A 22,269-nucleotide genomic window follows, 5' to 3' on the forward strand; every position below is an offset into this window, starting at 1 on the left:
CGACGCGACAACGGACGGAAGGGAGTTCGGTCCAGGGCCGGCCGGCGGCCCACGAAGGACGCAGCGGTCCCGGGCGGGCCGGCGGGCCGCGAAGGACGCAGCCATCCCGCGCACCGGCGGCCTCTACCGTGGCTCCGCGCCGTGACCGAAACGAGGACCAGTCCCCGTTTCATGTTATGGTCGCACCCGACTTATAAACGGGGACTGTTCCCCGCTTCCGTCCGGGAGCCGCCGATGCGCACGCAGCACCCCACCGTCCGACTCGCCGACCTCACCGACGACTTCACCGCCGATCCCTACTCCGCCTTCACCGCGCTGCGCTCCCGCGGGCCTGTCCACCACGTGCGTTTCCCGACCGGGGACGAGTCATGGCTGGTCGTCGGGCACGAGGAAGTGCGCGCCGCGTTCGCCGACCCCCGGCTGCGCCATGACGTGCGGCACTCCGCCGACTTCGAGGACGACGGGCTCTACGCCGTGGGCCGCAACATGCTCCAGGTCGATCCGCCCGACCACACCCGCCTGCGGACACTGGTGGCCCGTGAGTTCACCGCCCGCCGCGTCCAGGCGCTGCGGCCCCGCGTGCAGGAGGCGGCCGATGCGCTCCTGGACGCCGTGGCCGCCGACGGCCGCGCCGACCTCGTGGCCGCATACGCCTATCCGCTGCCGCTCACCATCATCTGCGAGCTGCTCGGGGTGCCGGACGCGGACCGGGCCGCCTTCCGGGCGTGGTCCACGCAGGTCGTCGCCCTCGACGACGCGGAGCAGTCCGCCCGCGCCTCGCGGGAGATGGCCGCGTACCTCGCCGGGCTGGCGGAGGAGAAGCGGCGGCTTCGGGACGGAGCGGAGAGCGACCTGCTGCACGCCCTGGTCCGCACTCACGACGGGGACAGCACCGACCGGCTCACCCCGGAGGAACTGCTCGGCATGGCCTTCCTGCTGCTCGTCGCAGGGCACGAGACCACCGTCAACCTCATCGCCAACGCCGTCCACCTGCTGCTCGGCCATCCCGGGCAGCTCGCCGCGCTCCGCGCCGACCCCGAGTTGCTGCAGGGCGCCGTGGAGGAGACGCTCCGCTTCGAGTCGCCGGCACCGGCGGGCACCTACCGCTACACCGCCGAACCGATCACCCTCGGCGGCACCCGGATACCGGCGGGCGCGCGTGTCGTGCTCTCCATCGCCGCCGCGAACCGCGACCCCGCACGCTTCCCCGCCCCCGAACGGTTCGACATCCGCCGCGATCCGGCCGCGACCCGCGCACACCTCGCCTTCGGGCACGGCCTGCATCACTGCCTGGGCGCCCCGCTGGCCCGCCTGGAGGCGACCCTGGCCCTGCGCATCCTGCTGGACCGCTTCCCTCGCCTGGCCTTCGACGGTGACGGCACACCGCGGTGGCGCACCAGTCTCATGCGGAGCCTGCGCGAGCTGCCGGTGCGCTGGTAGACGCGGGCCCCGCCGAGCACGAGCGCCGCGTCACCCGGGCACGGCGGCCGCCCTGCGGCTGCCGTACCCACCGTGGGGTCGTCGCGAGCCGTCGTTGCTTCCCCCGGTCGGCATCTGGTTCCCCGCCCAGTCGGAGAGCCCAAACGCCCGGTCAGGGCAACGGAACCGGGCGTCTCGCCCCCATCCGCCTGACCCGACCCGTGCTCGCACGCCACTCGGCTCACTGACCCGCCCTTGCCGACCACATCCGCCCCGAGCGTTCGACGCTGCGGGTACGGGGGAGTCCGCCCGGACCTGAGCGTGCCGGCCCGGCGTGACCATGTGTCCGGCCCCTACAGCCGCCATGATGATCATGGTGCGTCATTTTCGGACCGGCGTTGTCGATTTCCGGACTGAACCCGCGGTCACTCTTTACAGATGTAGTCACCACCGACCGAGAATGATGCGGAAGTACGACGTCCGATCTACTGGTCAGTACGACCCAGCAGCCCGCTCACGTTCAGCACCTCGTGGCAGCCCTGCGCCCGCCGGCCGGTGGCGGGCGTGCCCGGCTTCGCACAGGTCACTTCGATGGTCACGGTGTCGTTGGCGGCGATCTTGATGGGGGTGACCCAGTGGTAGTCCTGGTTGCGGAAGGTCTCCAGGGCAATCGTGGTGATCTTGCGGTCGCCGAAGGTGATCGTCATGACCCCTTCGTCGCCCTGGAAGTTGGCGACAACGATGTCCGTCACACCGAACACGCTCTGCTCGGGGACCTTGTACGTCCCGGACTTGGTCTCCCCGCCGGAGGTCGTCAGGTCGATCGTCGCCGAGCTCTGCTGTCCGCCGGACGCCGTGCCGGGCCCGGCCCCGGTGCCGCCGGTGCCGCCGTCGCCGGTCCCCGTGCCCTGGCTCTGCCCCTGGCCGGGCTTGCGGGCGCCCGGTGGGGCGCTCGCGCCGCCGCCGGCGCCGCCCGTCCCGCCGGCGTCGCCCTGCTCCCCGGCCGTCGTGGGGCGCGGCTGCACCGCCTCGTGCGCCGCCTCCTTGGCGGCGCTGCGCACCGCGGGCCGGACCAGCGCGAACCACGCCAGCAGCAGTGCCAGCAGCGCCGCGAGCAGCGCGATCAGCCACTTCGGGAACAGCGGGATCTGAACGAACTCCGCCTCCAGCGCGGGCCGGTGGACGCTGTCGTCCGGCCGCGCCTCCTCCAGCTCCCCGGTCTCGGCGGCGTCCACCGTGAACGGCCACACCACCGGGGCGCCGAACCAGACCGGCTTGCCGGTACGCACCCGCAGCCCGGTCTCCGCCGACTCGCCGGGCTCCAGCCTCTGCTCCGCCGGGCTGAACGCGAACGCCAGCTCCTCGCCCGCCTGGCCCGGTGTGAAGCCCACCCGCACCGGGGTGTTGCCCTCGTTGCGCACCGCCAGCCGGTACCGGCCGCGCAGCCAGCCGCGCCGCCGGCGCGGAAGCAGCTCGGTGCGCAGCTCGTGGAACTCCTCGATGTGCACGGTGGTCTCGGGAACCCGTACCCCGTCGGGGTGCTCGGTCGGCAGGACCCGCACCGCGAGGGGCGTCTCTCCGGCCCGGATCTCCGGGGAGCGCGGCGGCTCCAGCCGGATCGTCACCGTCTCGGACGTGCCCGGGTAGAGGGAGACGCGCGCGGGTTCCACGGTGGACCAGGGCGCGCAGTCCCCGACGACCTCCAGGCTGTAGGCCTCGACGATGTCGCTGTCGTTCCGGACGGTGAGACTGGTCGTCGCGGTGCCGCCGGGGGCCACCGTCACGACCGGGATGTCGAGTCCGGGCGTACCGGGACCGGAAGAGGCTGCAGAAGGCGTCACACCGCCACGCTAGAAGCGTCCGCCCGGCCGCGCCGAGGGGCGCGAGGGCAACGACCGGGCAGTTCCGGTGCCCGCACGGCCACCGCCAACTCACCGTGGGCGCCGTGTCGTTGACGTCACCCCGCGGCGCCCGCGCGCCGCCTTCGCCGGGTCGTCCCGTCCAGACGATCCTCCCCTCGGCTCACGAACAGGTGACCGCGCCCATGCCCCGTCAGGTGACGGCACCCATGTCCCGTCAGGTGACCGCATCCATGTCCCGTGCAGAGAAGAGCAGCTTCGCCATGTCCCTCGCCACCTCCCACGAACCCTTCACCGCTCCCGGGGAACGGGCCGCCCGCTCGGGCCCGTCACCCCGGGTGACCGTGACCGTCTACGCCGCCGATCCGATCCTGCGCGCCGGCGTCGTCCAGCAGTTACGCCAGCGTCCCGAGATCGACCTGGTCGGCGACAGCGGCCGCGAGGACGCGCAGGTGTCCCTGGTGGTCGTGGACACCATCGACGACCCCGTGGCCGACCTGCTCAATCGGCTGCGCGTCAACTCCGCCACCCGCGTCGGCCTCGTCGTCGGCTCCCTCGGTTCGGGCGCGTTGCAACGCGTCCTGGAGTGCGGCGTCCCGGCGGTGCTGCGGCGCGCGGAGGCCGACCAGGACCGGCTCGTCCATCTGGTCCAGGCCGCGGCCAACGGCGAGGGTGTGCTCCCCGGCGACCTGCTCGGCAGACTGCTCAGCCAGGTCGGCAGCGCGCAGCGCTCCGCCCTCGACCCGGGCAGCCTGTCCCTGTCCACGCTGTCCACCCGCGAGGCGGACATGCTGCGCCTGGTGTCGGAGGGCCTGGACACCGCTGAGATCGCCCGCAAGACGGCGTACTCGGAGCGGACGGTGAAGAACGTCCTGCACGAGATCACCACCCGGCTGCAACTGCGCAACCGCGCCCACGCGGTGGGGTACGCGCTGCGCAACGGGCTCATCTGAGGGCGGCCGGGCACCCCGCGCTGCCCGAAAGCACACCGCGCTCTTCCCCCGGACACGGCCCCGCCGCCCTGCCGTCCGGCGTCCGTCCGGCGCAGGGTGGCGGGGGGCACACCCACGTGTGCCGCACCAGACCGCGAGGGGGACCTCCATGCGAACCGCTGGCCGCGGCGGGCGGTACCGCCCGGGCAGACTCGGGATGTCGTTGCTGCTGCTGGTCCCCCTGCTCGGGGTGACCGCGGCGGCCGGACCGGGCGACGCCGGATCCGTGCCGAGAGCCGCTGCCGCCGCCCCGGCGGACGCCACACGGATCGCCTACGCCGGCACCCGGCACCGCAGTCTCGGCCGGGTGGCCACCGACACCGATACCCGCTCCGACGCGCTGTTCGGCGAGGCACCGACCCACCAGGACGTTCAACCGTCCGCGCTCGGCGACCTCATGGTCTTCGCCAGTCTGCGCGACGAGCGGCAGCCGCAGATCTACCTGCGCGCGGCCGACGGCTCCGTACGGCGCCTGACCGCCGGGATGGACGCGGCGCACCCCCGGCTCACCCCCGGCGGGCGGTCCGTGGTGTTCGACGCGTCCGGGCCGGGCGGCCGGGACGGCAGGAAGCAACGCGACCTGTGGCTGGTGCGCACCGACGGCACCGGTCTGACCCGGCTCACCGACACCCCCGCGAACGAGGAGTGCCCGACGGTCTCCGCCGACGGACGGCGCCTGGCGTACGCGAGCGACGCCGACGCCCTGGCCGGCGAGCAGATCTACGTACGGCCCCTGGCCGGCGGGACCGCGACCCGGGTCACCGACCCCGCGAACGGCACCGCCACCGACCCGGTGTTCAACCCGGTCGACGACGCCGCGCACCGCGGCCTGATCGCGTACACCGGCGTCGCCACCGGGCAGCGCGATCCCCGGCTCCGGGTGACCGACGGGACCACGGACGGTCCGCTGCTGGCGGGCGCGCAGGCCGGCTGGCGCACCCGGGGGGCAACCTGGCTGCCCGACGGGACCGACGTGCTGTTCCTCAGCCCCGACCGGCCGTGCAGCTGCGAGGGGAACTGGGACCATGTGTTCCGCGTGCCCGCGCATTCCGAGGCCACGCCCCAGGTGGTGCTCAGCGAGGACCGTGAGGTCACCTCGGTCACCTGGCTCGGACCGCGCGACGGCGGCCGCGCCGTCGTCGAACGCGACACGGCGGCCGACGGCCACCAGGTGACGCTCCAGGACGTGCGGGCGGACGGCTCCGACCCGCGCGACCTCGGGCTGCCGATCCTCAAGGAGGACCCGGCGGCCGACACGAACACCGACCCGGCGAAGGACCCGCTGTTCCGGCCCTCCGCGAAGTTCGACCCGTGGACCGAGCGGCAGAACTACACGCCCGACGGCCGCCGTATCGCGGTGACCCGCTTCGAGGACGGCGGTAACGGCCGGGTCGAACGGATCTGGATGGTGGACGCCGACGGCCGGAACCCGGCCAGGCTGCCCCTCGCGGGGCGTGGCGAGACCGACTGGGACACCGACCCGACGTTCTCCCCGGACGGTGAGCACCTCGCGTTCACCCGCACCTCGCCGGGCGGCGTCGGCGGACCCAGCCGCATCCTGATCGCGGACGTCGCGACGGGTGCCATCACCGGGGAGATCACCCCGCCGCCCGGGGAGCGGGCGGGCGGTGACGCCCAGCCCGCCTGGTCCTCCGACGGCACGACCCTCGCGTTCACCCGCAACGAGGTGATCGGCGGGGGCGGCGGCAACAAGCACGTGTGGACGGTGCCCGTGAGCCGGCTGGACCGGCAGTTGGACCTGAGCGCCAGGATCTGCCCGGGTGCCTGCGACGTCATCGACGACAGCCCGGCGTTCTCGCCCGACGGCCGCTCGGTCGTCTTCAACCGCAAGAACGGCGGCGGCCGGATCGACGAACACGCCGGGCTGATCCTGACCTCGCCGGCCGGCGACGACTGCCGGGTGCTGCTGCCGCCCACGGCCCGCGACCTGCCCGGCGCCTGCCGGCGCGAACTGCCCGAGGCCACCGGCCCGTTCCAGCCGCGGGACGCCGCCTGGACCGCCGACGGCACCGGCCTCGTGATCAGCGCACGCCCCGATCGCGCGGTCAACAGCCCCGAGGAACTGAAGCTGCTGGACCTCGCCACCGGGAAGCTCACCCATCTGATGACCTCGCTGCCGGGCCGGCAGAAGGAGCCGAGCGTCCAGCAGTCGGTGAACCTGGCGGTCCGGGCGCCCGGCACCACCCCGAAGGTCACCGTCGGCACTTCCACCACGATCGGCGTGGACCTGGTGAACCAGGGGCCCGCCGCGTCCCCCGGCACCACCCTGACCATCGACCCGCCGCCCGGCGTCGGCGTCACCGGCGTCACCTGGCCCGGCGGCACCTGCGACGCCACGGCGCTGACCTGCGACGTCGGCGTCGTGGGTCCCGGCGCCACCGTCACCGTGGACGTCACCCTCACCGGCCTGACCCCCGGGGACCAGCCGATCGGCTGGTCCGTCACCGGCACGGTGCTCGACCCGCAGCCCGGCGACAACGCCGGCCGGACCGTGGTCCCGGTGCGCGAGGCCGCACCGCCGCCCCCGCCGACACCCACCCCCACCCCCACCCCCACTCCGACGCCGACCCCGGCTCCGACGCCCCGGCCGACGCCCACCGTGCCGCCCGAGCCGCCCGCGCCCGCCGCAGGCCCCGGCGTACGGGTCACCGCACAGCCCAACCCCGGCTATGTCGGCGGGCGGGTCGTGGTGACGTACACCGTGCGCAACGGCCGCAACGCGCTGGCGACCGGGCTGCGGCTGCGCATCGGCCTGCCCGGCGGCATCCCCCACAACGGTCCGCCACCCGGCTGCGACGCCTCCTGGGAGTGCGCGCTGCCCGACCTGGAACCGGGCACGAGCACCGTCGTCCGGGTCGTGCTCAGCCCCGACAAGGCGATGACCGGCCGTGTCACCGGCCGGCTCACCACCACCGGCACCGACGCCGACCCGCGCGACAACACCACCCGGACACGGCTGCGCATCCTCCAGCCGCGCATCGTCGCGGTGCCGGACATCGGCAAGCCCGGCTTCGTCACCTCCGTGCGCGGCAAGGACTTCCCGCCGGGAGCGCCGGTCCGCTTCACCTGGAAACCCGGGATCACCGCGGCGGCGGCGCCGACCGTCCCCGGTCCCGACGGCACCTTCATCGGCCAGCTCCTCATCCTCGCCAAGGACCAGACAGGACCGCGCGTGATCACCGCCAAGGGACCCGGATTCTCCCCGGTCACCACCGACTTCCTGGTGGTCAACGGCAGCATCCAGCCGCCGGACGAGGTGACCCGCCGGTGATCCACGAGGTCGACGAGGCCCTGCGACGGCTGCTCGCCGAGTCCGGTCTCGAGGCATCCGGCGTCGAGGTCGTCTTCGACGCCCCCACCCGCGACTGGGCCGCGCGCCGCAGCGCCCCCACCGTCTGCGTCTTCCTGTACGACATCCGGGAGGACGCCACCCGGCGCGGCAGCGGAGCCGGTGAGGTGTACGACGCGGACGGCCACCTCGTGGCACGGCGCAGCCCGCCGCGCTGGTTCGAGCTGACGTACCTGGTCACGGCGTGGGCGAGCCGCCCGCAGGACGAACACCGGCTGCTGTCCCAGGTGCTGACGACGCTGGTGTCCTCAGAGACCCTGCCCGCCCGGCTGCTCACCGGCACGCTCGCCGACCTCGGGCTGACCGTCGCACTGGACACCACCGGGGCCGGGGAGTACACGCCGTCCCCCGCCGACGTGTGGTCGGCGCTCGGCGGCGAGCTGAAGGCGTCGCTCCAGGCCCGGGTGCGGGCGCCGCTGGCCGGCGTGACCCGGGCGGCCGCCACGCCCGTCACCGAGGGCCTCGTCGTGCGCTCGGCCACCCGCGGCGCGGACGGCGGGACGGCACCGGGCCGCCGGCTGCGCTACCGGGAGACGACCGACCCGGGCCCGGACGGCTTCGCCGGCCCCCGCGACCGCGGCCCCGCCCCCACCCGCCGCCGCCGAGGAGACCGCCAGCCATGACCTCCACCCCGAACCGAACGCCCACCACGGCCCGAACGCCCGTCACCTCCGCATCGACGCGGGCCACGCGGGGCGCTGCCGCGCCGGACACAGCCGTCGCGTCCGGCGCGTCCGGCACGTCAGCCGCCGCGCCCGCCGATCCCGACGCGCCCGCAACCACGGCTGCCGTGCCCGGGGCCACCGCCGACGTCGTAGTCGCCGGGCCCGTCGACGGCCAAGTCGGTGCCCCCGGTGAGACCTTGTCGCCCGTGCCGTCGGAGTCCGGTGGTGCGGAGGGGTTGTGGGGGCGGTTGGCGGTCGTCGAGGAGCGGGTGCGGCGGGCCGTGGCCGGGCGGCGGGCCGGCGATCCCGATCCCGGTGATCCCTACCGTGGGCAGTACCTCACGCCGGAGGCCGTCGCCCGGCTCCTGGACGAGCCGGGCGGCCTCGACGTACCCCCGCACGAGCCGTGGGAGCCGCCCGCCGGATCCGTCCTCGGCCGTCTCGCCCGGCGGTTCGGGCTGTCCCCGCTGGACCTGGACCTGCTCCTGGTCGCCCTCGCGCCCGACATCGACGCCCGGTTCGAGCGCCTCTACGGCTACCTCAACGACGACCTGACCCGCCGCCGCCCCACGGTCGGGCTCGCCCTGGAGCTGTGCGGGCCGGCCGGAGCGGTCGCCGCGCGGTTCCGGCTCGCTCCCGGCGCACCGCTCGTCGCCGGCGGCCTGGTGGAGGTCAGGGAGCCCGAACGGCCCCCGCTGTCCAGGACGGTGACCGTCCCCGACCGGGTCACCGCGCACCTGCTCGGCCACGACCGGCCCGACGCCCGGCTCGCCGGCGTGCTCGACGACGTCCACCCGGACCCGACCGCCGACCCGGCGGACGTACGGCGGGCGGCGGCCGCGGCCGGCACCGGCATCGGGCTCGTCCATCTGCGCAGCCGGGGCGGCGACGCCGCCGGGCTCGCCGTCGCCGCCCTGCGCACGGCCGGACCGCACCCGCTCGCCCTGGACGCGGCCGCGCTCGCCCGCCGCCCCGGAGACGTACCGGAACTGGCCCGTCTGGTGGCTCTGGAAGCACGGCTCACCGGCGCCGCCGTCGTCCTCGGCCCCCTCCAGGCGCTCCCCGGGGAACCGGCCGAACGGGCCCGCGCCGTACGGGCGGTGTGCGCGGCGCTGCGCGGCATCCCCCTGATCACGCACGGCTCGATCGGCTGGGACCCGGAATGGGCCGCCGACACGCCGGTCACCCTGGCCGTGCCGGCGCCGTCGCCCGAGCGGCAGGCCGCACGCTGGCGGCACGCCCTCGAACGGGCCGCCGCGCACGACACCCGCGGCCCGAAGCGGAACCTCGCGTCGGACGACGTGCCGGATCTCGCGTCCGACGACGTGCCGCACCTCGCGTCGGACAGAGTGCCCCACCTCGCGTCCGACGACGTGCCGGACCTCGCGGAGGCGGTCGCCGCGCACCGCCTCGACGCCCGGCAGGTGGGCCGCGCCGCCGACGTGGCGGTGCGCACGGCCGCCGCCGCGGGGCGCCCGGTCGGCCCCGACGACCTGCGGGCCGCCGTGCGGGCGCAGAACGGCGCGGGGCTCGACCGGCTCGCCCGCCGGGTGGAGCCGGGCGTCGGCTGGGACGACCTGGTGCTGCCGCCGGCCACCCACCGGCGGCTGCGGGAACTCGCCCTGCGCGCCCGCCACCGCGAGCAGGTGCTCGGGCAGTGGGGGATGCGGCCCGGCGGCGGCCGCGGCCGCGGTGTGATCGCCCTGTTCGCCGGCGAGTCGGGCACCGGCAAGACCATGTCCGCCGAGGTCGTCGCCGCCGACCTGGGCATGGACCTGTACGTGGTGGACCTGTCCACGGTCGTCGACAAGTACGTGGGGGAGACCGAGAAGAACCTGGAGCGGATCTTCACCGAGGCGTCCGCGGTCAACGCCGTGCTGCTCTTCGACGAGGCCGACGCCATCTTCGGCAAGCGTTCGGAGGTGAAGGACGCGCACGACCGGCACGCCAACATCGAGTCGGCGTACCTGCTCCAGCGCATGGAGTCGTTCGACGGGATCGCGGTGCTGACCACGAACCTGCGGGCCAACCTGGACGAGGCGTTCACCCGGCGGCTGGACGTGGTCGCGGACTTCCCCGTGCCCGACGCCGGTCAGCGGCTCGCGCTGTGGGAGCGCTGCCTGGGCGGCCGGCTGCCCCGCGCCGCCGACCTGGACCTCGCCTTCTGCGCCGACCGCTTCGAGCTGGCCGGCGGTTCCATCCGGGCGTGCGCGGTGACCGCCGCCTACTTCGCGGCCGAGTCCGGCGCGCCGCTCACCATGCACGGGCTGGTGACGGCGATCGCGCAGGAGTACCGCAAGCTGGGCCGGCTCGTCCTGGAGGGCGAGTTCGGCCCCTACCTCCAGACGGCCGTCGGCGCCTGAGCCGCGGCCGCCCCCGCCGACCGGGTCACTTCTTCCTGCCCTTGTTGTACTCGCTCACCCCGTCCTCGTACGGCACCGCGTCGAGGGCGGGGTCGGACACCATCGCGAAGTCGTCCGGGTTGCGGACCAGCCGCACACTGCCGAACAGCTCCTCGGGGATGACCAGTTCGTCGGAGCCGTGGTACGTCATCACCGGCCCGGAGGCGTCGGCGGCGCCGCTCTCGCTTCCGCTCTCGAACGCGAACCCGTCGTCGGACCCGCCGGCGGCCTCCACCACCTCGACATCCTCGCGCACATAGACGGCGACCAGGAAGCCGCCCCACTGCCGCGCCTCCTTCTTCGCGGCACCGGTGCCGGACGCCGACTTGCCGGCGGGCGCGACGACCGGTGCGACGTAGAACCCGTTCCCCTTGCCCGTGCCGGCCCCCTTGCCGAACTTCTCCGCGTCGGGTCCGTGCGCGATCAGACTGCCGATGCTCTCGACGTGGGTGCCGTGGAACCCGACCAGGCGGTAGCCGGACAGGCTCTGCGTGATCTCGGCCTGCCGCCGGGTGCGCTCGTCGTCGGGCATCTGGCGGCGGAACTCGTGCGGTTGCGCCAGGCCGATGTCGTCCTGGTCCCACTGGCCCTCGTCCCAGTCCTCTCCGGTGAGGGAGGGGGAGGAGGTGACGCTGGCGCTGTCCGACTCCTCGTCGCTGCTGCTCTCGCTGCTGCTGTCGCCGCGCGCCCGGGTGGGGCGGAAGAAGCCGCCGCCGCTCTCGCTGTCGCTGCTGGAATCGCTGCTGGAGTCGCTTCCCTGCTGGGCCCGCGCCCGGGCTTCGACGACCGACCGCACCGCGCCCCACACCGCGTCGCCGCCCACGGGGCCGTCCAGTCGCTGGAGTTGTGCGAGGACGCGCTGGAGGACGGCCGGTTCCGCCCAGTTGAGCGGGGCCTGACGGGTGGGGTGGCCCACCAGCCACACCATCAGGTCGGACGCGGAACGGATCGTGGTGGGACCTTCGGCGCCGCCGCCCTGGATGTCGAGTTCCAGACGCTGGACGTCTACGGCGGCGGCCCGCTGCACCGCCGGCCCGTCGGCCGCCGCCCCGCGGTCCACCGCGCGGGCCACGCCGAGGTCGCCGGAGGAGTGGAGGTGCGCGTCCTGGGCCGGGGCCGAGGAGTGGACGTGCGCGTCCTGGGCCGGGGCCGGGGAGTGCACGTGCGCGTCCTGGGCCGGGGCCGGGGAGTTCATGACCCGGTGGGCGGTGGCCTCCGCCTCCTTCTCGAACCGGTCGGACGGGTCGGACACGCTCAGACCGGCCCCGTTGTCGGTTCCGGAGACGGGCCCCTGGCGCTGCTGGACGACATGGGTGAGCTCGTGCGCCAGGGTGTGCGAGTCGCCCCCGCCGTCGCCGAGGACGACATGGCTGCCCGAGGTGTAGGCGCGGGCTCCGATGGCGCGGGCCGAACGCGCGGCCGCGGCCCCGGTGTGCAGGCGCACGTCGGAGAAGTCGGTCCCGAACCGCGATTCCATGTCCTGGCGGACCGGTGCGGCCAGCGGTTTGCCGGAGCCGCGCAGCACCTCGTGCAAACCCGGATCGGGCTGTTCCTCGACTGTCACGGGACGGACCCGGCGGGCGATCATGGCGGAGACCGCGGCGTTGCCCGCGTCGCCCTGCGCCGCCCGCAGTGCGTCGGCGGTGAGCGGCGGCGGCACGGCGGCGCCGGCGCCCGTATCGCGGCGGGCGGCGGCCGGGCCGTCCGCGTCCTGCCGTACCTCGTCCTGTTCGGCGTGCGCCCCGGACCTTCGCATTGCGCTGCCTCCTCGTCGGCACACCCCTGCTGCGGCCCTCAGTGGACCGCCCGGCCCGCAGGGCCGTCCAGGGACGGACGGGCATGTCGGGGGCAGGCGGGGGCGGCGAAGGGGCCGCCGCGGGGGGCGGGAGGGGCAGCGGTGCTGCCCCCGGCATGGTCCCCGCGTCCCTGCCGGTCGCGGCCACCGGCCGCGCAGACTCGTCCTGGACACAGCTGGCCGAGCCGAACGAGCCGCAGGACCCGAAGGAGCGAGCATGCCGACGTACCTCACCCCGGGCGTGTACGTGGAGGAGGTGCAGTCCGGTGCCCGGCCGATCGAAGGGGTCGGCACCGCCGTCGCCGCGTTCGTCGGATTCGCCGGGAACGGCCCGTTCCACACGCCGACGCTGGTCACGAGCTGGGACCAGTACACCCAGCTCTTCGGCGGCTTCACCGAGGGCGCCTATCTGCCGCACGCCGTCTACGGCTACTTCGCCAACGGTGGCGGCGCCGCCTACATCGTGCGCATCGGCGGCCGCGCCGACGACGCCTCGGCCCCCGCGACGGGCGACACCGCCCGGCGGCCGGCCCCGGCGGCGCAGCCGGTCGCCCTCGGCGGCTTCCTCGTCGCCGCCCGGCCCGGTGTCACCGGGGTCTCCGTGGAGATCGCGGACGCCGACGGCGAGAACCCGCCGGAGGACCGCTTCAAGGTCCTGGTCCGCCAGGGCGACCAGGTCGCAGAGACCTACGAGGCCTCGGTGCGCAAGAACGTCAAGGGCTACCTGGTCAACCAGGTCCGCGCCTCCCGGCTGATCCAGGTCGCCGAGCAGCAGGGCGCCGCCCAGACCCGGCCGGCCGCGCAGACGCTCGCCGTGCCCGACGCCCCGGCCGCGCCCGCCGCGACGGCCTCCGACGTGGCCCGCCTCGACCCGGCGGAGTACGTCGGCGACGCGGGCGCCCGCACCGGGTTCGGCGGTCTGGAGAGCATCGACGAGATCACCATGGTCGCGGTGCCGGACCTGATGAGCGCCTACCAGCGCGGTGACATCGACGCCGAGGGCGTGCGCACCGTGCAGCTCGCCGTGATCTCGCACTGCGAGCAGATGGGCGACCGCGTCGCCGTCCTGGACACCCCGCCCGGCCTCACCGCGCAGCAGGTGCGCACCTGGCGCAACGACGAGGCGGGCTACGACTCCCGCTACGCCACCCTCTACTACCCGTGGGTCCGTGTCTTCGACCCGGCCGCCGGCCGCAACACCACCGTCCCGCCGAGCGGCCACATCGCCGGCGTGTGGGCGCGCAGCGACGCCGAGCGCGGTGTGCACAAGGCGCCCGCCAACGAGGTGGTCCGCGGCGCGGTCGACCTGGAACTGCGGCTCAGCAAGGGCGAGCAGGACCTGCTCAACCCGATCGGCGTCAACTGCGTACGGGCCTTCCCCGGGCGCGGGGTCCGGGTCTGGGGCGCGCGCACCCTGTCCTCCGACCCGGCCTGGCGCTACCTGAACGTGCGCCGCCTGTTCAACTACCTGGAGGAGTCCATCCTCCTGGGCACCCAGTGGGTCGTCTTCGAGCCCAACGACGACCGGCTGTGGTCCAGCATCCGGCGCAACGTCACCGCGTTCCTCACCGAGGAGTGGCGCCGGGGCGCGCTGTTCGGCCGCACGGCCGAGGAGGCGTTCTACGTCAAGTGCGACCGTGACAACAACCCGCAGGAGTCCATCGACCAGGGCCGCGTCGTCTGCGAGATCGGTGTCTCGCCGGTCAAGCCCGCGGAGTTCGTGGTGTTCCGGCTGGCCCAGTTCTCCGACAGCACCAGCCTCATCGACGAGTGACCCGCGGGTCCACAGGAAAGGTGACAGACAGTCATGGCAACGGGCGACGCACTGTCCACACACGTCTTCGGCGTGCAACTCGGCGGCTACCTGGTCGAATCGATCCAGGAGATCAGCGGCCTGACCGTCGAGGAGGAGGTCGTCGAGGTCAAGCAGGTCACCGCGGAGGGCAAGCAGATCATCCGCAAGCAGCCGGGCGCCCGGCAGGCCGGCGAGATCACGATCACCCGGGGACTCGACCAGAGCAGCGAGTTCACCAACTGGATCAAGGAGACCCTCAACAACGGGGCGGTCAACTCGGCCCGGCAGAACCTCACCATCGAGATCAAGGACTCCGAGGGCAGCACCGTGCGCCGCATCCAGCTCATGCAGGGCTGGGCCTCCCGGTGGGAGGGGCCGTCGCTGCGCGCGGGTGAGTCGTCCGCGGCCACCGAGTCCGTCACGATCGTGTTCGAGGAGATCGTGGTCGAATGAGACGCCGTACGGTGACGGCGGGCAGCCTGGAGGAGATCCTCCAGGCGACCGAGCCCGCCCCCGCCGCCGCGCCCGAGCAGGCGGCGGCGCCCGCCCCGGCCGCCGCGCCGCGCCGGGAGGAGCACGGGCTGCGCACCGAGTTCGAGTTCGAGCTGCCGCGCGGGTACGTCGACGAGGCGGGCACCGTGCACCGGCACGGCGCGATGCGCCTGGCCACGGCACGCGACGAACTGCGCCCGCAGATCGACCTGCGCGTCAAGGAGAACCCGGCGTACCTGAGCGTGGTCCTGCTCAGCCAGGTGATCACCCGGATCGGCACGATCACCGACGTGCACGCCGGGGTCGTGGAGCGGATGTACGCCACCGACGTCGCCTTCCTCCAGGACTTCTACCGCCGCGTCAACAGCGAGGGCCACACCCGCGCCGCGGTGACCTGCCCGCACTGCGAGGGCGGCTTCGAGGTCGACCTCTCGGGTGGGCGCCTGGGGGAATCGTGACGTACGCCCTTCCCCGGCTCCGGGAGGAGATCGCGTACATCGCCTACCACTTCCACTGGCGGCGCGAGGAGATCCTCGACCTGACCCATGACGAACGCCGGCAGTGGGTCGCGGAGATCGCCCGGATCAACACCCGTATGAACGAGGGCGGTTAGCACATGGCGTGGCGGGACAGGTTCCGTCGCCGTACCCTCGCGGCCCGCTCCGGCGTCCCGGGCTCCCCGGACGCCCCCCGTCCTGCGGGTGGCCGGGATCCCTCGGGTGCGGCGGGTTCCGCGGGAGCCTCCGGCGGGCCCGGCGGCGCCCCGGGTGCTTCCGCCGGTGCGGGCGGGCCGTCGGACACGGGCCGTTCTGTGCCGAGCGACTGGGACGGGGGCTGGCGCCGCACCGCCGCGCCGGACCTCACCCTGTCCCGGGCCCCGCTCGGGGTCAGCGACGGCCTCGCCTTCCGGGCCGGGCTGACCGCCTGGCAGAACCCGTCGTTCGACCGCGGTCTCGGACACGCGCTGACGCCCCTGGCCCCCACGGGTCTGGTGCGCGGCGTCACCCGCCCCGCGGCCCCGCGGCCCACGCAGCCCGCCGGGGGACCGCTGCTGCTGAGGGCGGTGCGCCCGCAGGGCGCGGAACCCCCGGCCGACGACGTCCCGGGCCCGTGGAGCCCCGGCCCCGCCAGGCCGGCCCAGGGCTCCCGGGCCGGCGCGACGCGCGGTAGCCGTACCGCCGACCGGACGGCCGACCGGAACCCCGACCGGAGCGCCGACCGAACGGCCCCGGTCTCACCCGGCGAGGCCCCGGCGGGACCGCGAAGGCAGCCGGCCACCGGCTCACCCGGCGGTACTCCTTCGACCGGCGCTGCTCCTTCGCCCGGCCGGACCCCTTCGCGCAGCGGCACTCCGGCGGCCGGCGGGACTCCCTCGCGTGCTGGCACGCCTTCGCGTGGCGGCGACCCCGCGCCCGGCGGGGCTCCGGCAGGTGACTGGGCTCGTCCGCAGGGCGGGGCTCCGGCACGCGAAGGCGCCCGCCCGCCGGGCGGGGCCTCCTCGCGCGCTGACGTCGCCCGTGCCGCCGATGCCGCCTCGGACCATGCCGCCGGTGACCGTGCCGACGCTCGCGGGTCAGCGGACGCCGGGCCCGGGCGCTCCCGGGGCCTTACGTCGGAGCAGTCACCCGGCGTGCTCTCCCATGCCGCTCCGGCGCCGACGAGGGGTTCCCGAACCGTGACGCCGGACGACGCCGGTGCCGGCACGGCGCCCGTTGTCACCGGTGCCGCTGCGGCCTCGGGTCACAGCACCGCCGCCCCGCCGACCCCGCTCGTACGCCGGGTGGCGGTGGTCCCTCCGGCCGTCGCCCCCGGGTCCCGGAACCGTCCCGCCGCGAATGCCACGCACGACAGCGGCCGTACGTCCGCGCCCCCGGCCGCCCGTCAGGCCGACGCCCCGAGCGCCGGAGCGCGAGCCGCACGCGACGGCGAGCAGCCGCAGACGTCCCGCACCGCGCGGACCGGCGAGCCGCGCCCCCGCGTCCGCACCGTCCCGACGGGCGCCGGTCTGACCGTCGCCCGGCGCTCGGTCACCCCCGTGCGCCGGCTCGCAACGGTGCGCCCGGCCTCCGGCGCCGCCCCCGCCCCGGCGACGCCCGAACCGGCCGGCCCGCCGGCCTCCGCCTCCGCCCAGCGCACGGGCACGGCGGCGCCCGCACCCACCGGCCCGCCGGCCTCCACCTCCACCTCCACGTCCGCCTCCGCCTCCGTGCAGCGCACCGCGACGGCGGCGCGCGGCCGGGCGCCGCTCGGTGCGCCGTTGGGCGGCCTCCCCCCGACGGCCATCCCGCAACCGGAGCCGCAGCCGGGCCCGCCCACCGCCGCACGGTCCGGTGCCAGTGCCAGTGCCGACGCGGCACCCGGTCCCGCGCTGCCCGTCCTCCAGCGCCGGACCGACGACGCCCCCGCGCCGCACGGCGACACTCGCACGGGCTCCGGCGGCACCGGTGGGGCGGGTACGGTCACGCCGGACGTCCGTGACGCTGCGCAGGGCACCGCACTCGGCGCCCGCGACCGGAGCGCGCCCGCCCGGGGTGCTTCCGGCGCCCGTGTGCGCGGCGGCCTGGGCGCGCCGCTGTCCGCCCTCCCGCCCAGCGCCGCACGCCCCGCCACCACCACCGGGCCCTCGTCCGGGGGAGCCTCTCCCGAGGCGTCCCCCGGCCTGCCGTCCGCCACCGCGCCGTCGGTCACGGACGTCCAGCGGACTTCGGCACCCAAGGACAGGGGCGCCGCGACCACCACGGCGCCGTCCTCCTCGGCCGGCGCACCGGCCGACGACGCGCCGCTGCTCGGAACGGCCGACGTCCAGCGCCGTCTCGCCACCCCGGGCGCGCCGCCCGCCGCGCCCGTCGCCGGTCCCCTCGACAGCCCCGCCACACCGGTGGTGACGCCCCCTCAGGCGTCCGGCAGCGTCCGTGTTCCGGCACCGGACGGGCCGGCGCCCGACCCTGTACGCATCACAGCGCCGACCCCCGCGCCTGCGGGGGCCCAGGCGTCCACGCCGGTCACCGTGGCGAGAACCGACACCACGCGCCCGGCCGCCGTCACCAAGGGCGGTGCCGGGCACGCCCCGGTCGCCCACGGCGCGCCCGGGACCGCGGGCGGCCGGACGTCCGCAGCGGCGGCCCGGGCAGGCTCGCCCGGCGCCGCCCCGCTCACCGTGGCCCGTTCCGCCGTCCCGGCCGTGTCCCGTACTGTTCCGCTGCTCGCCGGCCGCCCGCTCACCTTGAGCACGCCGACCCCGCAGGGCGCGCAGTCGGGCGCCGCCGCCCCGCCCCGCAGCCGCCCCGTGGTGGCGGCGCGCTGGCCGGGCGCACCGGCTGAAGGACCCGGCGACACCACTCGGTCCGCCGAGGCCCCGGCCCGGCGCGTGGACGCCGGACGCACGCCGGGCCGTACCATGCCACCGGTTCAGCGCAGCACCGCCGGGCCGTCCGCGGGCGGGGCGTCGGCACCGGCCCCCGCGTGGGCCGCAGGACCGGCAGGGCGCCCGGCGCCGTCGACGGACCATCAGACCTTCCCCGCCGCGCCCAACTTGGCGCACCACGGCTCCGCCGCGCCCACGGTGCCGTATGTCCTCCCGGAGGCCGTCCGGCGCGTACCCGTCGTGCGTCCCGCTCTGCCTGGGCCGCCCGCGGCCGATGGGCCGGTTGCCGTACGGTCGCGCCCTCTGCCGGTGACGGCCCCGCAGGCCCCGCCGCTCGCGGACCGTCCGCCGCCGGACCCGGTGCGGCCCCCTCCCGTGGCCCGGGCACGGGTCGTCGCGCCGGGCGCGGCCGCGCCCGTGCAGCGCGACGCCACCGGCGCCACCGGCGCCGCCGGGTCCGCCCGGGGCGCAGCGGCGAAGGAGACGGCGGCGCACGGCCGGCCCCGGTCGGCGTCGACCGGCTCGCTCCCGTCCGCCGCCGCCCCCGGTGCGGGCAAGGCGGCGGCCCGTCGCCCGGAGAACCCCCAGGGCGAGGCCGGTCTCGACCTGGACGACCTGGCGCGGCGGCTCATCGACCCCGTGGCCCGGCTGCTGCGCGCCGAACTGCGCCGCGGCCGGGAGCGCACCGGCCGCCCCCACGACGGACGCCGCTGAGAACGGCCCGCACCGCACGACAGACCCGCGCACCCCAGGAACGCACGACAGACCCCGCGCACGGCACGACCACGAAGCACGACCCATGACCCACACCGCACGACCCGCACCGCATCGCACGACCCCCGACGCACGACCGACGACCCCCGACTGGCAAGTGACGAGAAATGACCGACAGCATCTTCGCGACGAGCGTGTTCTTCCGGCTCGCGATCGGCGGCAGTGATCTGGGCGCCTTCCACACCTGCTCCGGCATGGGCGCCGAGGTCGAGATGGAGACGTACGCCGAAGGGGGCAACAACGGCTTCACCTGGCAGCTCCCGAGCCGTGTGTCCTGGTCGAACATCACGCTCACCCGCCCGGTCACCGCGGACACCGCGAAGATCGCCCGCTGGCTCGACGAGACGCTGAAACGGGTGGAGCCCAAGGACGGCGAGATCGTGGCGCTGCGACCGGATCTGAGCCGGATCATCAGCTGGCAGGTCCTCGGGATCGTCCCCGTGCGCTGGCAGGGCCCGTCCTTCGACCCCGCCAGCTCCCAGGCGGCCATCGAAACCCTGGAGATCGCCCACCAGGGCCTGCGCCCCTCCTGACCCGCCCCCGTCCCCAGGACGCCGTCCCACCCGTCCCCAGGACGCCGCACCACCCGTCCCCGACCGCCGCCCGCCCCCGGAAAGGAAGCCACGGCATGTTCTCAGCGGTCCGCTCCAGCCGGGCCCGGGCCCAGCTCACCCTGAAGGAGCCCCCGGCCTCCGTCGGCGCCAAGCCGGGCGGGACGATCGCCCGGCTCGACCTCCAGTTCAACCCGTCGACGCTCCAGCTGCGCAAGTCCACCGAGTGGCGGCGCACCCCGTCCCGGATGGCCGGGCAGTCGGCGCTGCCCGAGTTCGTCGGCAGCGGCCCGCGCGAGCTGAGCCTCGAGGTGTTCCTGGACGCCACCGCCACCCACGACAACTCCGTGGAGCAGGCGGTGGAGACGCTGATGGAGGCGTGCGTGCCGACCCCGGCCAGCCTCGGCCGCAAGAAGCCGGCCAGCCCGTGGGTGCGGTTCGAGTGGGGTACGGCGCGCACCACCTCGTTCGACGGCGTGCTGTCGAGCCTGTCGGTGACGTACACGCTCTTCGACGTGGACGGCAGGCCGCTGCGGGCCACCTGCGCGCTGTCCATCGAGGAGGCGAGCGTCGACCCGCCGGGCCAGAACCCGACGTCCGGCGCGCGCACCGCCCGCAGCACGCACACCGTGGTCGCCGGCGACAGCCTCGCGCTGCTGGCGTGGCGGGAGTACGGCGACGCGACGGCCTGGCGGGTCATCGCGGAGGCCAACGACATCGACGACCCGATGGCGCTCGTGCCCGGCACCGAACTGGTGGTGCCCGGGCTGCGCGACGCCGGCGCCCAGGAGGAACAGTGACGACACCCGAGGCCCGGGGCGGCCGGTCGTTCGCGGCGGACCCCGTCATCGAGACGCCCGGCGAACTGCCACGGATCTGGGCCGCCCAGCTGGTGAGCTGCGTGGTCGACGAGAACATGGGACTGCCGGACGCGGCGGTGCTCACCTTCCGCGATCCCGACCACGAATTCCTCCGCGCGACCGGCATCACCATCGGAACGCCCGTGCGGGTGTCGGTGGTGACCGTCTCCGGGCAGGCGCGGGAGCGGCTGTTCGACGGCGAGGTGACCGGCCTGGAGGTCGACCGCGACCGCACCGGCTCGTTCACGGTGGTGCGCGCCTACTCCCGGGCGCACCGTCTGCAACGGGGCCGCAAGGTGGTGGCGTACCGCAACATGACGGCGGAGGCCATCGTCCGCAAGGTGGCCGCGGGCGCCGGGCTGGCGTGCGGCCGGGTCGAGGCGGCACCCGTCACCTACGGGCAGCTCTCGCAGGCGAACGTCTCCGACTGGGACTTCCTCCAGTACCTGGCGCAGGAGAGCGGCGCGCAGGTGCACGTCGACGACAAGGGGCTGCTGCACTTCGTGCCACCGCGGAAGGCGTCGGGGGCACCCGCGCCGTCCACCCCGGCCACCCGCGATCCGATGGTGCTGGAGTACGGGCGCAACCTGCTGGCGCTGCGCGCCTCGCTGTCGGCGGCGGACGGCGCCTCGCAGGTGGAGGTGCGCGGCTGGGACGTCACGACGAAGCGGCCGCTGGTGGCCCGCGCGCCTTCGGTGGAGAGCGACACGGTGGTGCCGGGGCTGAGCCCGGCGCTGAGCGCGCGGTTCGGCAGGTCGTCGAAGCTCACCGTCACGGACACGCCGTACCGGACGCAGGCGGAGACGAAGGCCGCGGCGGACGCGACGGCCGCTCACGTCAGCGCCTCCTTCGGCGAGCTGGAGGCCGTGGTGGAGGGCAACCCGCGGCTGCGGGCCGGTCTGCCGGTCGCGCTCGGCAACGTCGGGCAGGCGTTCTCCGGCCGGTACACGGCGACGGCCGTCCATCACGTCCTGGAGCCGCACGGCGGGTACCGGACGACGGTCTGGGTCAGCGCCAGCCCGGACCGCTCCCTGACCGGCCTGGTGACCGGGGCCAACGCCCCGGCCCGCAGCCCGCGCATGCCCGGTCTGGCGATCGGCGTGGTGACGGACGTACGGGAGCCGGGCGGTGCGCAGAGCGGCGCCGTACGGCTGAAGTTCCCCTGGCTGGACGACACCTACGTCACGGACTGGGTGCGGACCGTGCAGTGGGGCGGCAAGGGCGGCGGGGGCGTCGTCAGCCCCGAGGTCAACGACGAGGTGCTGGTGGGCTTCGAACAGGGGCTGCTGGACGCCCCGTACGTCATCGGCGGCCTGTACAACGGCGTGGACACCCCGTCGGCGCACGACGTGCCGCTCGTCGACGGCACCAGCGGCCGGGTCAACCGCCGCTCCCTCGTGTCGCGTTCGGGACACCGGGTGGAGCTCCTCGACGCCCGGGCGCCGGGACCCTCCGGAGTCCGGCTGCGCAGTGCCGACGAGCGCCTCGAGGTGTTCCTGGACGACCGGCGGGACCGCATCGAGCTGACCGTGTACGCCGGCCGGACCCGGCAGGCGCTCACCTCCGTACGGCTCGACAGGAAGGGCATCACGCTGGACGCCGGCCGGGGTGACGTGAGCGTGTCCGGCCGCAACGTGGACATCCAGGGCCGGGTCGGCGTGAACGTCGCCGGCCGCAAGGTCCGTGTGTCCGGCAGCTCGGAGGTCACCGTCGACGGCGGCCTGCTGGGCGTCCTCAAAGCCAAGCTCATCCGCATCAACTGAGCCCGCATTGCCCTCGATCCACCGTCCCCCCGACCCACCGACCCCGTCGATTCACCGCCCCCCTCGATCCACCGACCCCCTTGATCCACCGTCCCTGTTGATCCACCCACCCCCTCAACCGACCGCCCCCCTCGACCGACCCGCACCCCTCGACCGATCCCGTGCACC

The 22,269-nt window shown here is 75.3% G+C and carries 15 protein-coding genes; 13 read left to right on the top strand and 2 right to left on the bottom strand.

The window, feature by feature from the left end:
* The first annotated feature begins 234 nt into the window (after window positions 1-234).
* On the top strand, window positions 235-1,440 hold the full coding sequence (locus tag AB0E88_RS01465) for a cytochrome P450 (RefSeq protein WP_361621892.1): 1,206 nt from the start codon (window positions 235-237) through the stop codon (window positions 1,438-1,440).
* 464 nt (window positions 1,441-1,904) lie between these two features.
* Here AB0E88_RS01465 and AB0E88_RS01470 read toward each other — a convergent pair whose 3' ends face one another.
* Window positions 1,905-3,260 (bottom strand): hydrolytic protein, encoded by a 1,356-nt coding sequence (locus AB0E88_RS01470; RefSeq protein WP_361621895.1) that lies wholly within the window; start codon window positions 3,258-3,260, stop codon window positions 1,905-1,907.
* Window positions 3,261-3,511: 251 nt separating this feature from the next.
* Between AB0E88_RS01470 and AB0E88_RS01475 the strand changes: the two genes are divergently transcribed.
* From AB0E88_RS01475 to AB0E88_RS01490, 4 genes are all read left to right on the top strand, one after another.
* Window positions 3,512-4,231 (top strand): response regulator transcription factor, encoded by a 720-nt coding sequence (locus AB0E88_RS01475; RefSeq protein WP_361621898.1) that lies wholly within the window; start codon window positions 3,512-3,514, stop codon window positions 4,229-4,231.
* 148 nt (window positions 4,232-4,379) lie between these two features.
* Entirely contained in the window at window positions 4,380-7,562 is a 3,183-nt protein-coding gene (locus AB0E88_RS01480; RefSeq protein WP_361621901.1) for a hypothetical protein, read from the top strand.
* Window positions 7,559-8,263: a DUF4255 domain-containing protein gene (locus AB0E88_RS01485; protein ID WP_361621904.1), complete on the top strand. Its 705-nt coding sequence runs from the start codon at window positions 7,559-7,561 to the stop codon at window positions 8,261-8,263. Before AB0E88_RS01480 ends, AB0E88_RS01485 begins: the two co-directional genes overlap by 4 nt.
* A complete protein-coding gene (locus tag AB0E88_RS01490; RefSeq protein WP_361621907.1) occupies window positions 8,260-10,668 on the top strand; it encodes an ATP-binding protein in 2,409 nt (802 codons plus the stop codon). Before AB0E88_RS01485 ends, AB0E88_RS01490 begins: the two co-directional genes overlap by 4 nt.
* A 25-nt stretch (window positions 10,669-10,693) precedes the next feature.
* Here the strand turns inward: AB0E88_RS01490 and AB0E88_RS01495 are convergent, their stop codons facing one another.
* The gene (locus tag AB0E88_RS01495) at window positions 10,694-12,463 is read right to left on the bottom strand and encodes a DUF4157 domain-containing protein (protein ID WP_361621910.1); all 1,770 of its coding nucleotides are present in this window, start codon (window positions 12,461-12,463) and stop codon (window positions 10,694-10,696) included.
* Between the two features lie 256 nt (window positions 12,464-12,719).
* Between AB0E88_RS01495 and AB0E88_RS01500 the strand changes: the two genes are divergently transcribed.
* The 8 genes from AB0E88_RS01500 to AB0E88_RS01535 all read left to right on the top strand — a co-directional run bounded on the left by AB0E88_RS01500 (window position 12,720) and on the right by AB0E88_RS01535 (window position 22,101).
* A complete protein-coding gene (locus AB0E88_RS01500; RefSeq protein ID WP_361621913.1) occupies window positions 12,720-14,276 on the top strand; it encodes a phage tail sheath family protein in 1,557 nt (518 codons plus the stop codon).
* A gap of 33 nt (window positions 14,277-14,309) precedes the next feature.
* Window positions 14,310-14,750 (top strand): phage tail protein, encoded by a 441-nt coding sequence (locus tag AB0E88_RS01505; protein WP_361621916.1) that lies wholly within the window; start codon window positions 14,310-14,312, stop codon window positions 14,748-14,750.
* A complete protein-coding gene (locus AB0E88_RS01510) occupies window positions 14,747-15,247 on the top strand; it encodes a hypothetical protein (protein WP_361621919.1) in 501 nt (166 codons plus the stop codon). The genes AB0E88_RS01505 and AB0E88_RS01510 overlap by 4 nt, the downstream gene beginning before the upstream one ends.
* Window positions 15,244-15,402, top strand: a complete 159-nt coding sequence (locus AB0E88_RS01515; protein WP_361621922.1) for a DUF6760 family protein — start codon at window positions 15,244-15,246, stop codon at window positions 15,400-15,402. The genes AB0E88_RS01510 and AB0E88_RS01515 overlap by 4 nt, the downstream gene beginning before the upstream one ends.
* Before the next feature lie 1,062 nt (window positions 15,403-16,464).
* Window positions 16,465-18,867, top strand: a complete 2,403-nt coding sequence (locus AB0E88_RS01520) for a hypothetical protein (protein ID WP_361621925.1) — start codon at window positions 16,465-16,467, stop codon at window positions 18,865-18,867.
* 167 nt (window positions 18,868-19,034) lie between these two features.
* Window positions 19,035-19,460, top strand: a complete 426-nt coding sequence (locus tag AB0E88_RS01525; RefSeq protein WP_361621928.1) for a phage tail protein — start codon at window positions 19,035-19,037, stop codon at window positions 19,458-19,460.
* A 95-nt stretch (window positions 19,461-19,555) separates the two neighbouring features.
* Complete coding sequence (locus AB0E88_RS01530) at window positions 19,556-20,278, top strand: LysM peptidoglycan-binding domain-containing protein (RefSeq protein ID WP_361621931.1); 723 nt, start codon at window positions 19,556-19,558, stop codon at window positions 20,276-20,278.
* On the top strand, window positions 20,275-22,101 hold the full coding sequence (locus AB0E88_RS01535) for a VgrG-related protein (protein ID WP_361621934.1): 1,827 nt from the start codon (window positions 20,275-20,277) through the stop codon (window positions 22,099-22,101). Before AB0E88_RS01530 ends, AB0E88_RS01535 begins: the two co-directional genes overlap by 4 nt.
* Window positions 22,102-22,269 lie beyond the last annotated feature (168 nt).

It is taken from the genome of Streptomyces sp. NPDC028635, assembly GCF_040637635.1.
Taxonomy (GTDB): Bacteria; Actinomycetota; Actinomycetes; order Streptomycetales; family Streptomycetaceae; genus Streptomyces.